This is a genomic window from Algoriella sp., assembly GCF_036647415.1.
Classification (GTDB): domain Bacteria; phylum Bacteroidota; class Bacteroidia; order Flavobacteriales; family Weeksellaceae; genus Empedobacter.
In genome coordinates this window covers 125,817-137,477 of sequence record NZ_JAVXKG010000004.1, presented here as the reverse complement: position 1 = coordinate 137,477, position 11,661 = coordinate 125,817, and the positions used below count along the sequence as shown (strand labels likewise).

Annotated in this window: 17 protein-coding genes; 2 read left to right on the top strand and 15 right to left on the bottom strand. The window is 32.3% G+C overall.

The genetic code is table 11. The features are described from left to right. Positions 1–128 precede the first annotated feature (128 nt). Positions 129–2,393 (top strand): NADP-dependent malic enzyme, encoded by a 2,265-nt coding sequence (locus tag RSC72_RS03145; protein WP_332544345.1) that lies wholly within the window; start codon positions 129–131, stop codon positions 2,391–2,393. Between the two features lie 99 nt (positions 2,394–2,492). Further along, positions 2,493–3,422 (top strand): T9SS type A sorting domain-containing protein, encoded by a 930-nt coding sequence (locus RSC72_RS03140; RefSeq protein WP_332566084.1) that lies wholly within the window; start codon positions 2,493–2,495, stop codon positions 3,420–3,422. Between the two features lie 93 nt (positions 3,423–3,515). Here RSC72_RS03140 and RSC72_RS03135 read toward each other — a convergent pair whose 3' ends face one another. From RSC72_RS03135 to rpsH, 15 genes are all read right to left on the bottom strand, one after another. Then, complete coding sequence (locus tag RSC72_RS03135; RefSeq protein ID WP_332544348.1) at positions 3,516–3,983, bottom strand: hypothetical protein; 468 nt, start codon at positions 3,981–3,983, stop codon at positions 3,516–3,518. A gap of 143 nt (positions 3,984–4,126) precedes the next feature. After that, entirely contained in the window at positions 4,127–4,600 is a 474-nt protein-coding gene (gene rplQ, locus RSC72_RS03130) for a 50S ribosomal protein L17 (RefSeq protein ID WP_332544349.1), read from the bottom strand. A 12-nt stretch (positions 4,601–4,612) separates the two neighbouring features. Continuing rightward, entirely contained in the window at positions 4,613–5,605 is a 993-nt protein-coding gene (locus tag RSC72_RS03125; RefSeq protein ID WP_332544350.1) for a DNA-directed RNA polymerase subunit alpha, read from the bottom strand. A gap of 22 nt (positions 5,606–5,627) precedes the next feature. Further along, complete coding sequence (gene rpsD, locus RSC72_RS03120; RefSeq protein ID WP_332544351.1) at positions 5,628–6,230, bottom strand: 30S ribosomal protein S4; 603 nt, start codon at positions 6,228–6,230, stop codon at positions 5,628–5,630. 45 nt (positions 6,231–6,275) lie between these two features. Beyond that, positions 6,276–6,665, bottom strand: a complete 390-nt coding sequence (rpsK, locus tag RSC72_RS03115; RefSeq protein ID WP_072928707.1) for a 30S ribosomal protein S11 — start codon at positions 6,663–6,665, stop codon at positions 6,276–6,278. Positions 6,666–6,675: 10 nt separating this feature from the next. Further along, positions 6,676–7,053, bottom strand: a complete 378-nt coding sequence (gene rpsM / locus RSC72_RS03110; protein ID WP_092907656.1) for a 30S ribosomal protein S13 — start codon at positions 7,051–7,053, stop codon at positions 6,676–6,678. 12 nt (positions 7,054–7,065) lie between these two features. After that, positions 7,066–7,182 carry a type B 50S ribosomal protein L36 gene (gene ykgO, locus RSC72_RS03105; protein WP_013598490.1) on the bottom strand — a complete coding sequence of 39 codons (117 nt, stop codon included), beginning with the start codon at positions 7,180–7,182 and terminating at the stop codon, positions 7,066–7,068. Between the two features lie 76 nt (positions 7,183–7,258). Beyond that, complete coding sequence (gene infA, locus RSC72_RS03100) at positions 7,259–7,474, bottom strand: translation initiation factor IF-1 (protein ID WP_171623153.1); 216 nt, start codon at positions 7,472–7,474, stop codon at positions 7,259–7,261. A gap of 24 nt (positions 7,475–7,498) precedes the next feature. Next, positions 7,499–8,869, bottom strand: coding sequence for a preprotein translocase subunit SecY (gene secY, locus RSC72_RS03095; RefSeq protein ID WP_332544352.1), 1,371 nt, complete (start codon positions 8,867–8,869; stop codon positions 7,499–7,501). A gap of 15 nt (positions 8,870–8,884) precedes the next feature. Then, entirely contained in the window at positions 8,885–9,340 is a 456-nt protein-coding gene (rplO, locus tag RSC72_RS03090) for a 50S ribosomal protein L15 (protein ID WP_332544353.1), read from the bottom strand. A gap of 29 nt (positions 9,341–9,369) precedes the next feature. After that, the gene (gene rpmD, locus RSC72_RS03085; protein WP_092907650.1) at positions 9,370–9,549 is read right to left on the bottom strand and encodes a 50S ribosomal protein L30; all 180 of its coding nucleotides are present in this window, start codon (positions 9,547–9,549) and stop codon (positions 9,370–9,372) included. Between the two features lie 11 nt (positions 9,550–9,560). Beyond that, a complete protein-coding gene (gene rpsE, locus RSC72_RS03080; protein WP_442878302.1) occupies positions 9,561–10,082 on the bottom strand; it encodes a 30S ribosomal protein S5 in 522 nt (173 codons plus the stop codon). A gap of 16 nt (positions 10,083–10,098) precedes the next feature. Continuing rightward, entirely contained in the window at positions 10,099–10,452 is a 354-nt protein-coding gene (gene rplR, locus RSC72_RS03075; RefSeq protein ID WP_332544354.1) for a 50S ribosomal protein L18, read from the bottom strand. Positions 10,453–10,465: 13 nt separating this feature from the next. Continuing rightward, on the bottom strand, positions 10,466–11,011 hold the full coding sequence (gene rplF / locus RSC72_RS03070; protein WP_332544355.1) for a 50S ribosomal protein L6: 546 nt from the start codon (positions 11,009–11,011) through the stop codon (positions 10,466–10,468). A 22-nt stretch (positions 11,012–11,033) separates the two neighbouring features. Beyond that, the gene (gene rpsH / locus RSC72_RS03065; RefSeq protein ID WP_332544356.1) at positions 11,034–11,435 is read right to left on the bottom strand and encodes a 30S ribosomal protein S8; all 402 of its coding nucleotides are present in this window, start codon (positions 11,433–11,435) and stop codon (positions 11,034–11,036) included. Between the last annotated feature and the right edge of the window lie 226 nt (positions 11,436–11,661).

Below are 11,661 nucleotides of genomic sequence, written 5' to 3'. Positions count from 1 at the left end.
TTAATATTTAAAACTTGCAAGTTGATAAAAAATAGTGTCAAAAAATATCAAAATCTAACATTCATCATAAGTTGATTGATTTTTTTTTACCTAAATTTATTCTTGGAAAAAATATAAATCACAAAAAGATGAATGACAATCGTAAGAAAGATGCATTGAATTATCACTCAATGGGAAAACCCGGTAAAATTGAGGTAATTCCTACAAAACCTACGAATACGCAAAGAGATTTATCACTTGCCTATTCGCCAGGTGTTGCAGAGCCATGTTTAGAAATCGAAAAAGATCCAGAAAATGCTTATAAATATACTGCAAAAGGTAATTTAGTTGCAGTAATTAGTAATGGAACAGCAGTTTTAGGATTAGGAGATATTGGTGCGCAGGCTTCTAAACCTGTGATGGAAGGGAAAGGACTTTTATTCAAAATATTTGCTGATATTGATGTTTTTGATATCGAATTGGACACAAAAAATGTAGATGAATTTATAAATATCGTAAAAGCATTAGAGCCAACTTTTGGTGGAATTAATCTTGAAGATATTAAAGCACCTGAATGTTTTGAGATTGAAAAACGTCTAAAAGCAGAAATGAATATTCCTGTAATGCACGACGATCAGCACGGAACAGCAATTATTTCTGGTGCAGCACTTATCAATGCGTGTGAATTACAAGGAAAGGATATTTCTAAAGTAAAAATCGTAGTTAATGGTGCTGGTGCAGCTGCAATTTCTTGTACAGGAATGTACATTTCGGTTGGAGCAACTAAAGAAAACATTGTGATGTTGGATAGTAAAGGTGTTATCCGTTCTGATCGTGATAATCTTGATCCATCAAAAGCAGAATGGGCAACAGATCGTGATATTTCTACTTTGGCAGATGCAGTAAAAGATGCAGATGTGTTTATCGGATTATCGGCAGCAGATGTGTTAACAGCGGAAATGTTGAATACTATGGCAAAAGATCCTATTGTTTTGGCAATGGCAAATCCAAATCCAGAAATTGCATACGAATTAGCTGTTGATACACGCAAAGATATTATTATGGGAACGGGAAGATCTGATTATCCAAATCAGGTAAACAACGTTTTAGGATTTCCATATATCTTCCGTGGAGCGTTAGACGTACGTTCGACAACTATAAATGAAGAAATGAAAATTGCGGCGGTTCATGCTATTGCAAAATTAGCAAAAGAGCCTGTTCCAGAAGTTGTAACACAAGCGTACAACAATCATTCGTTGAAGTTTAGTAAAGAATATATCATTCCAAAACCTAACGATCCTCGTTTGTTACCAGAAGTTTCTGCGGCTGTTGCAAAAGCAGCGATAGAAACGGGTGTTGCGAAAAATATTATCACAGATTTTGAAGAATACAAATTATCATTGATAAAACGTATCGGAAAAGAAAGTACGATTATGCGTAATTTAACGCAAACTGCAAAATCAAATCCGAAGCGTGTTGTTTTTGCGGAAGGAGATCGATTCGAGATTTTACGTGCAGCGCAAATAGTGAAGGAAGAAAAAATTGCAATTCCAATCATTTTAGGAAAGAAAAATAAAATTCAACAAATGATTAAGGATTATGCGCTGGATTTGGAAGATGTAGAAATCATTGATCCAAGCGCAGAAGAAGGTTCTGTTCGTTACAATAAATTTGCGGAGTTTATCTATACAAAACGTCAACGCAAAGGAGTTTCTATCACAGATGCGGAAAAGATGTTACGCGATCGTAATTATTTTGGTTCTTGTATGGTAGAGTTTGGTTATGCAGATACAATGATTTCTGGAATGACGAAAAATTATTCGCAATCAATTCGTCCAGCTTTAGAGTTAATTGGAGCGAAAGAAAATCAAAAAGTTGCAAGTATGTATTTGATGTTAACTGAAAAAGGTCCTGTTTTCTTGGGAGATACAACGGTTAACTTAGATCCGACTTCAGAAGATTTAGTCAATATTACATTGCAATTTAACGAAACGATTAAGAAATTTAAAATCGAACCTAAAATTGCATTATTGTCGTATTCAAATTTTGGATCGAATAAAGGAGAAACAGTTTCTAAAGTACAAAATGCCGTAAATTATTTGCATAAAAATCATCCAGAAATTAAAGTAGATGGTGATATTCAGGCAAATTTTGCAGTAAATAAAGAAAAATTACAAAGTAACTTCCCTTTCTCTAAATTAGCAGGAACTTATGCTAATACGTTGGTTTTCCCAAATCTTGAATCAGCAAATATCTCGTACAAATTATTACAAGAATTAGGAAATATAGAAGCGGTTGGACCAATTTTGATTGGAATAAAAAAACCAATTCATTTATTGCAATTAGATAGTACAGTTCGCGAAATTGTGAACATGGTAACTATTGCTGTGATTGATGCACAACAACATGATTAAAATAGTATTGTTATAAAATATACTTCTAAAACTCTGGCTTTTTAAAAGTCAGAGTTTTTTTTGTTATATTGCTTCTAATTATTAACATAGATATATAATATGAAGAAAATTTATACACTTTTATTTATTGCAAGTACTACAATCATACAAGCACAACAAGCCTATTCATTCGAAACTTCTGAAGGATTTGTCTTAGGAAACTTAAACCAACAAAATAATTGGGAAGTTAGTAAAGATGGAGATGGAAAAATAATAAACAACCAAATTGTTACAAATGAATTAGCAAGCGATGGAACTAATTCTTTCAAAAATGGAAATCAAGCTGATTATAAAGAACAATGGTTTCCTATTATGGGAGCTACTAAAGTATTTGATACACCTACTGACTATAAAAACTTTACCATAACATTTGATGCTAATGTAACAAAAAGAAATGGTGCTGATTTTGAATTTACGTTGTATACAGTAAATACTGAAACGGATGAATTTTATCCTGTAGCTGGTTTTGGAATGGAGAATAGAGGTTATTTGTACATTACCAAAGATATTAACTATGGTTTTGATTATGCTGATGATGCAAAAGATTGGCCTATTAATAAATGGAATAATTTTAAGATAGAAGTTTCTGAAAATGAAATTAAATATTATCTAAACTCAAAATTAGTCTATACTGGAAATAATTTTACAAAAGCAAATATTAACGGCTTCACAATGTTACATAACAATTATGGAGGGGATGCTTATTATGATAATTTTAAAATTACAACAGAAAATCTTGCTATCAATACTGTTAATCAAAAAGAGCTAAAAATATACCCTAATCCTATAAAAGATTATTTGGCAGTTGATACTAGCTTTCAGAATCAAATTGCTTCTATAGAAATTATAAATACATTGGGACAAGTTATTTTAAAAGAAAATAATGTCACAAATAGAATTGACACAGATAAATTACAAGCTGGTGTTTATGTTGCAAAAATTATTTTAAAAGATGGTAAAGTTATCAATCGTAAAATAATCAAGAAATAAAAAAGATTAACTTCAGTTTTTAATCATCATTATTTTTTATATCTAAGAACCTTGTTAAGTAAATTCTTTACAAGGTTTTATTTTATTGATTATTTATTTAATAATTATTATTGGATAATGCTCTACAATTAATTTACTATTCAAAAAAACTTTATCATTAGAGATTCCTCCATTTCCATATTTTGAATATTGTGTAATAATAGTATCTGCTACATAATTATCGGACCATTTTACTAACATTTTAGTTTCTAATTTATCTAAAAACAAATCAGGAAATAACCTTAATACATAGCCTTCTTTATCTTGATAAATCATATAATCATTAGAAGATCCTGTATTACTTTCTACACGTAATTCCCATTTATTATTCACCAAACAATAAACTTTTAAATCTTTTTTTACAGTTGTAAATTTTGGATCAAATAAATCTCTGCCCTCTTTATCATTAAGTTTTAGATCAACATGTGTTTGTATTGAACCATGATTTAAAACTTCATCATCATCTTTACATGAATAGAATAACGAAGTGCAAATTAAAGCGAATAAAATCAGTTGTTTCATAGTTTATTTTATTATAAAATGATAAAGTTTCTTTATTTAGTTACCAAATTAACAAAAGAATTTCACATTAGTGTTAAGAGAATATAAGATAATAAAAAAAGCTCCCAATTTGGGAGCTTTTTTATATATAATCATTAATAAGATTATGCTTCTTCAGTACTTTCTGTTTCAGTTGCCGCAGCAGCTTCTTCAGTTTTAGCACCTTTTTTACCACGACGAGTCGTTGCTTTTTTCTCTACTTTCGCATTAGTATAGATATCATTGAAATCTACTAATTCGATCATTGCCATATCAGCACTATCTCCTAAACGGAAACCAGTTTTGATAATACGAGTGTATCCACCTGGGCGGTCAGCAATTTTAGGAGCTACTGTTCTGAATAATTCAGTAATAGCTTCTTTATCTTGTAAGTAAGAGAAAACAACGCGACGGTTGTTAGTATCGTCTACTTTAGACTTTGTCAATAAAGGCTCTACATATGTTTGTAATGCTTTAGCCTTTGCTACTGTTGTATTGATTCTCTTGTGAGTAATCAATGCTATAGCTAAATTAGATAATAAAGCTCTTCTATGAGAGGCAGTTCTACCTAAATGGTTAAATTTTTTTCCGTGTCTCATTTTTTAATAAAATTATTCTACGTCTAACTTATATTTTACGATGTCCATACCAAAGTTAAGACCTTTGCTGTCCACCAATTCTTCTAATTCTGTAAGAGATTTCTTACCAAAATTTCTGAATTTCATTAAGTCAGACTTAGCGAAAGAAACTAATTCGCCTAATGTTTCAACTTCTGCTGCTTTTAAACAATTTAATGCTCTAACTGATAAATCCATGTCAACCAATTTAGTTTTCAATAATTGGCGCATGTGTAAAGCTTCTTCATCATAAGTTTCACCAGATGCTACTTCTTCTGCTTCAAGAGTAATTCTTTCATCAGAAAACAACATAAAGTGGTGAATTAAAATTTTAGCTGCTTCAGTTAATGCATCTTGTGGAGTTATAGAACCATCTGTTGTAATTTCGAAAACTAATTTTTCATAATCAGTTTTTTGTTCTACACGATAGTTTTCAATTGCATATTTTACATTCTTAATAGGAGTGTAAATTGAATCAATTGCTATAGTACCAATTGGCGCAGAAGCCTTTTTATTCTCTTCAGCTGGTACGTATCCTCTACCTTTTTCGATTGTAAATGTGATTGTCACGTTTACTTTAGCGTCTAAGTTAGCGATTACTAATTCAGGGTTTAAAACTTGGAATCCAGAAATAAATTTCCCTAAATCACCCGCTGTTAATTGATCTTGCCCTGAGATAGTAGCAGTTACAGTTTCAGCATCTGATTCATCAATTTGTTTCTTAAAACGAACCTTTTTCAGATTTAAAATGATCTCTGTAACATCTTCCACTACTCCTGGAATAGTTGAAAATTCGTGCTCAACACCTTCAATCTTAATCGAAGTGATTGCATATCCTTCTAAAGAAGAAAGTAATACTCTACGTAGAGCATTTCCAACTGTAATCCCGTATCCTGGCTCTAAAGGACGAAATTCGAATTGTCCAAATTTAGAATCAGATTCTACTAAGATTACTTTGTCAGGTTTGATGAAATTTAAAATAGTCATTTTATTAGTCTGATTTTAAGGTTTATTTAGAATATAACTCGACGATTAATTGCTCTTTGATATCTTCTGGAATTTGAACTCTTTCTGGAGCTTTTGTAAATGTACCAGATAATTGCTCATCGTTCCAAACTAACCAATCGTATTCTCTACGTGCGTGTAATGAAGCTGTGATAGGAGTCAAAGATTTAGACTTTGCTCTTACACTGATAACATCACCTGCTTTTAATTGGTATGAAGGAATGTTTACTAACTCACCATTAACTGTAATGTGTTTGTGAGATACTAATTGACGAGCACCGCTACGAGAATTAGATATTCCTAATCTGTAAACTACGTTGTCTAAACGAGATTCACATAATTGTAATAATACTTCACCTGTAATTCCTTTAGATGCATTTGCTTTCTTGTATAAGTTAGCAAATTGTTTCTCTAAGATACCGTAAGTATATTTCGCTTTTTGTTTTTCAGATAACTGAATAGCGTATTCTGATTTTTTAGCTCTTCTTTTGTTAGGTCCGTGTTGCCCTGGAGGATATTTCTTTTTTTCAAAAGATTTGTCATCTCCGAAAATTGGTTGTCCAAATTTTCTTGCAATTTTGGTTTTTGGTCCTGTATATCTTGCCATGATTTATTACTATTAAATATTAAATAATTAAATTGAGAAAAAGAATTATACTCTTCTCTTTTTAGGAGGACGACATCCGTTATGTGGAAGTGGAGTTACATCAACAATTTCTGAAACTTCAATACCACCATTATGAATAGTTCTAATAGCAGATTCACGACCTTGACCTGGTCCTTTAACGAATACTTTAACTCTTCTTAAACCAGCTTCGTATGCAACTGTTGCTGCATCTTGAGCGGCTACTTGAGCAGCGTAAGGCGTGTTCTTTTTAGAACCACGGAATCCCATTTTACCTGCAGAAGACCAAGAGATAACTTCACCGTTTTTGTTTGTTAACGTAACGATAACATTGTTAAACGATGCTTGAATATGAGCTTGTCCAGTAGCTTCAACAACTACTTTTCTTTTCTTTACTACTTTCTGATTTTTTGCCATGATCTACTTATTATTTAGTGGCTTTTTTCTTGTTAGCAACTGTTTTCTTTTTACCTTTTCTAGTACGTGAGTTATTTTTTGTTCTTTGACCACGTAATGGTAAACCTAATCTGTGACGAATACCTCTTTGACATCCGATATCCATTAAACGTTTGATGTTTAATTGGATTTCTGATCTTAATTCACCTTCTACTTTGAAAGTTTCATTAATTGATGCACGGATTGCGTTGATTTCTTCATCAGTCCATTCGCTAACTTTCTTATCTTCTGAGATGTTGTTCTCAGCTAAGATTTTAGAAGCACTGCTTCTACCGATCCCGTAAATGTATGTAAGTCCGATTACACCTCTTTTGTTTTTAGGTAAATCTACACCTGAAATTCTTGCCATAATTCTAAATAATTAACCTTGTCTTTGTTTAAACTTAGGATTCTTTTTGTTGATCACATACAAGCGTCCTTTACGACGCACAATTTTACAGTCAGCACTTCTCTTTTTAATGGATGCTCTAATTTTCATCTTTGTAAATTTATTTATAATCCGATAGAGTTAACGTCAAAAACGTTAACTCTACCACCAGTCGTTAATTTATCTTTTAGTATCTATAAGATATTCTACCTTTTGATAAGTCATAAGGAGACATCTCAATCTTCACTCTATCACCTGGTAATAATTTGATGTAATGCATACGCATTTTACCAGATATGTTACATGTTACAACATGTCCATTTTCTAATTCGACACGGAACATTGCATTAGATAATGCTTCTGTAATCGTACCGTCTTGTTCAATATGTTTTTGTTTAGCCATAAATCTTTTTAAAAAATAATCTTATTAGATTTCTCTTGAAGTTCTACCTGAAGACATTAAACCATCGTAACGGTGATTTAATAAATACGTATTAATTTGTTGTACAGTATCTAAGATAACTCCCACCATAATTAACATTGATGTACCTCCAAAGAACATAGCCAAGCTTTGTTCTACACCTAATAATTTCACAATTGCTGGCAAAACAGCAAGCAAAGTTAGTAAAATTGCTCCAGGTAACGTAATTTTTGATAAAATTTCGTCTAAATAATTTGCAGTTTCTTTTCCAGGGCGGATTCCAGGTATGATTCCTCCGTTTCTTTTTAAGTCTTCAGCCATTTGGTTTACAGGAATTGTGATCGCTGTATAGAAATAAGTGAAGATGATAATTAGTAAACCAAAGATCAAATTGTATTCCCATGTAAATGGATCTGCCATTTTTGTAAAGAATGCTTTGATTGGACTTGCGTCATCTAGAAAATAATTTGCTAATGTTCCTGGTAAAAACATAATTGCTTGTGCGAAGATAATAGGCATTACACCTGCTGCATTTACTTTTAGAGGAATATAAGAACGTACAGAATCTGTTACTGATCTCATATAAGAACTACTAGAAGTTTGCGCTCTTCTTACATATTGTACCGGTACTTTACGAACCGCTGCAACAATCATAATACACATTGCAATAACTAGGATTAAACCTAACATTTCTATCAAGAAGAAAATTCCATTTGAAGGGTCAACTTCAAATGCGTTAAATATTGCTTTTGGTAAATCAGCTAAGATACCAACCATAATCAGGATTGATATACCGTTACCGATACCTTTGTCAGTAATTTTTTCTCCCATCCACATGGCAAAGATTGTTCCTGTTATCAGAATAATAACTGATGGGAACCAGAACCAGAAGCTTGCTGGGGGAATTACATAAATAGCATACGATGAAGTTGGGTCATAAGGTAAAATCTGAGATGTTACCAATGTAAGGTAAGCTGGTGCTTGCACCAAACATATCCCAATTGTTAACCATCTTGTGATTTGATTTACTTTATTTCGTCCACTTTCTCCTTCTTTTTGTAGTTTTTGGATGTAAGGTACCGCTAATCCCATCAATTGTACAACAATTGAAGCAGAGATATAAGGCATAATTCCTAACGCAAATACGGAAGCTCTTTTAAAAGAACCTCCGGTAAAAGAGTTTAATAATCCTAAAATTCCTGAGTTTGCATTTTCTTGGTCTGCAATAAAACGATTAACTTCGTTAATATCGACACCTGGAAGTGGTATATGAGAACCGAATCTATAAACCAATAACAAAAGGATAGTTACAAGTAACTTATCCTTTAGTTCTTTTATGCTCCAGATATTTTTTATGGTCTGTATAAACCCTTTCATCTATAAAAAAAATTTCTAAGCGTTAATTAATTCTACTTTACCTCCTGCTTTCTCAACAGCTTCTTGTGCTGTTTGAGTAAATTTATCAGCAGTAACATTAACTGTAGCTGTTAACTCTCCACGACCTAAGATTTTCACTAAATCGTTTTTGTGAGCTAAACCTAACTTTACTAATGTTTCTTTGTTAAGGGTATCTGTAATTTTGTTGTTATCAACTAATTGTTGAATTGTATCTAAATTGATTCCTGTGTACTCAACTCTGTTGATGTTTTTGAAACCAAATTTAGGTAAACGTCTTTGTAAAGGCATTTGTCCTCCTTCGAATCCGATTTTTCTTGAATAACCAGAACGAGATTTAGCACCTTTGTGTCCACGACCTGCTGTCAAACCGTTTCCACTACCTTCACCTCTACCTTTACGGAATTTATTTTGTACTGAACCAGCTGCTGGTTTTAAATTACTTAAATTCATTTTAATAATTTTTTAAAGGTTAAAAGCGATTAAGCTCTTTCTACTACTACTAAGTGTTGAATTTTTCTAATCATACCCTCGATTTGAGGTGTAGATTCATGCTCAACAACTTGATTCAATTTCTTTAATCCTAAAGCTACTAAAGTTGCTTTTTGAGATTTATCACGGTTGATAGCACTACGTGTTTGTTTTACTTTTACTTTACTCATGATACTATATTTTAACCGTTGAATACTTTAGTTATAGAGATACCTCTTTGACGTGCAATAGTTTCTACAGAACGTAAGCTTAATAAAGCACGGAATGTAGCTTTTACTGCATTGTGTGGGTTAGAAGAACCTTTTGATTTTGATAATACATCGTGAATACCAACTGATTCTAATACCGCACGTACAGTTCCACCTGCAATAACTCCTGTACCTTTAGATGCTGGACGAATGAATACTTGCGCACCACCGAAACGAGCTTCTTGTTCGTGAGGAATTGTGTTATCAAATAAAGGAATGCGTACTAAGTTTTTCTTAGCATCTTCGATAGCTTTTGCAATAGCAGAAGCAACATCTTTAGATTTCCCTAATCCGTAACCTACTACTCCATTACCGTCTCCTACTACTACGATTGCAGAGAATCCAAATGCTCTACCTCCTTTTGTTACTTTAGTAACACGTTGTACTCCAACTAAACGATCTTTTAAATCTAATCCTGTTGGCTTAACTCTTTCTACGTTTTTAAATCCTAACATAATTTCTTTCTCTTTTTTAGAATTTTAATCCACCTTCTCTAGCACCATCTGCTAAAGCTTTGATTCTACCATGATATATGAAACCGTTACGATCAAAAACTACAGTTTCAATTCCTTTAGCAACAGCTTTTGCAGCTAAGGCTTTACCAACAGATGCAGATACTTCAGATTTTGTACCTTCTACAGAAACACCTTTTTCACGAGATGATGCAGAAGCTAAAGTTACTCCACTGTTATCGTCAATAATTTGAGCGTAAATTTCTTTATTAGAACGGTAAACTGACAAACGAGGTTTAGTTTCTGTTCCGAAAATATTTCGACGCACGCGTCTTTTTATTTTTTGTCTTTTTTCTACTTTAGATAATGCCATTTTTCAATGATTTTTATGCAGATTTACCTGCTTTTCTTCTAATAATTTCTCCAACAAACTTAATTCCTTTTCCTTTGTAAGGCTCTGGCTTACGGAAAGCGCGGATTTTAGCTACAATCATTCCTAATAATTGATTATCGTGAGATGATAATGTAATGATTGGGTTTTTACCTTTTTCTGTTAAAGTTTCTACTTTAATTTCTTCTGGTAACTCCAATACAATGTTGTGAGAAAAACCTAATGCCAAATCTAATCTTTGTCCTTGGTTAGATGCTCTATAACCAACACCAACTAATTCTAATTGTTTTTTAAAACCTTCTGTTGTACCGATAATCATGTTATTGATTAATGCACGGTATAAACCATGTAAAGCTCTATTATTTTTAGCATCATCTGGACGTACTACAGTTAAAACTCCGTCTTCGATTTTCACATCAAAACCTTCGTTTAATTCTCTAGTCATCGTAATATTGTTACCTTTTACAGTAACTACTTTATCTTTAAATTCAACAGTTGCTGCTGCAGGAATGTTGATTTGTGCGTGTCCTATTCTTGACATAATTTCTTAATTTTTTAAAAGATTAATAAACAAAACATAAAACTTCACCACCTACATTCTCTTGACGAGCTTGTTTGTCTGTCATAACACCTCTAGAAGTTGAGATGATAGCAACACCTAATCCGTTTAATACACGAGGTAATTCTTTAGATCCTGCATATTGACGTAAACCTGGAGAAGAAGCTCTTCTGATTTTACGGATAGCTGGCTCTTTAGTTACTTTATCGTACTTTAAAGCGATTTTGATTGTTCCTTGAGGTTGATCTTGTCCTTCGAACTTGTAGTTCAAGATATAACCTTGTTCAAATAAGATCTTAGTGATCTCTTTTTTAATTTTAGATGCTGGGATTTCCACAACTTTGTGTCCCGCCATCATTGCATTTCTAACACGCGTTAGAAAATCTGAAATTGGATCTGTATACATACTAATTCTACAGTATAGCGCTAAGCACTACTTTTAAAATTAAACTTTAACCTAAAATGCACTATGCATTTGGGTTGCAAATATATTGCATATTTTTTAAATAAAGACTATAAATACAAATAAATTAATTAAACGGTATTGAAACCCAGTAACAACGGTATTTTATTAATTATTTTAATCCTTATCTAATAAAAAAATCCTTACTCAACGAAATGAGTAAGGATTT

Bases quoted from the DNA above. Each gene is read 5' to 3' on its own strand.
- RSC72_RS03145 (WP_332544345.1), top strand. From the start codon at position 129: ATGAATGACAATCGTAAGAAAGATGCATTGAATTATCACTCAATGGGA.
- RSC72_RS03140 (WP_332566084.1), top strand. From the start codon at position 2,493: ATGAAGAAAATTTATACACTTTTATTTATTGCAAGTACTACAATCATA.
- RSC72_RS03135 (WP_332544348.1), bottom strand. From the start codon at position 3,983: ATGAAACAACTGATTTTATTCGCTTTAATTTGCACTTCGTTATTCTAT.
- rplQ (WP_332544349.1), bottom strand. From the start codon at position 4,600: ATGAGACACGGAAAAAAATTTAACCATTTAGGTAGAACTGCCTCTCAT.
- RSC72_RS03125 (WP_332544350.1), bottom strand. From the start codon at position 5,605: ATGACTATTTTAAATTTCATCAAACCTGACAAAGTAATCTTAGTAGAA.
- rpsD (WP_332544351.1), bottom strand. From the start codon at position 6,230: ATGGCAAGATATACAGGACCAAAAACCAAAATTGCAAGAAAATTTGGA.
- rpsK (WP_072928707.1), bottom strand. From the start codon at position 6,665: ATGGCAAAAAATCAGAAAGTAGTAAAGAAAAGAAAAGTAGTTGTTGAA.
- rpsM (WP_092907656.1), bottom strand. From the start codon at position 7,053: ATGGCAAGAATTTCAGGTGTAGATTTACCTAAAAACAAAAGAGGTGTA.
- ykgO (WP_013598490.1), bottom strand. From the start codon at position 7,182: ATGAAAATTAGAGCATCCATTAAAAAGAGAAGTGCTGACTGTAAAATT.
- infA (WP_171623153.1), bottom strand. From the start codon at position 7,474: ATGGCTAAACAAAAACATATTGAACAAGACGGTACGATTACAGAAGCA.
- secY (WP_332544352.1), bottom strand. From the start codon at position 8,869: ATGAAAGGGTTTATACAGACCATAAAAAATATCTGGAGCATAAAAGAA.
- rplO (WP_332544353.1), bottom strand. From the start codon at position 9,340: ATGAATTTAAGTAATTTAAAACCAGCAGCTGGTTCAGTACAAAATAAA.
- rpmD (WP_092907650.1), bottom strand. From the start codon at position 9,549: ATGAGTAAAGTAAAAGTAAAACAAACACGTAGTGCTATCAACCGTGAT.
- rpsE (WP_442878302.1), bottom strand. From the start codon at position 10,082: ATGTTAGGATTTAAAAACGTAGAAAGAGTTAAGCCAACAGGATTAGAT.
- rplR (WP_332544354.1), bottom strand. From the start codon at position 10,452: ATGGCATTATCTAAAGTAGAAAAAAGACAAAAAATAAAAAGACGCGTG.
- rplF (WP_332544355.1), bottom strand. From the start codon at position 11,011: ATGTCAAGAATAGGACACGCACAAATCAACATTCCTGCAGCAGCAACT.
- rpsH (WP_332544356.1), bottom strand. From the start codon at position 11,435: ATGTATACAGATCCAATTTCAGATTTTCTAACGCGTGTTAGAAATGCA.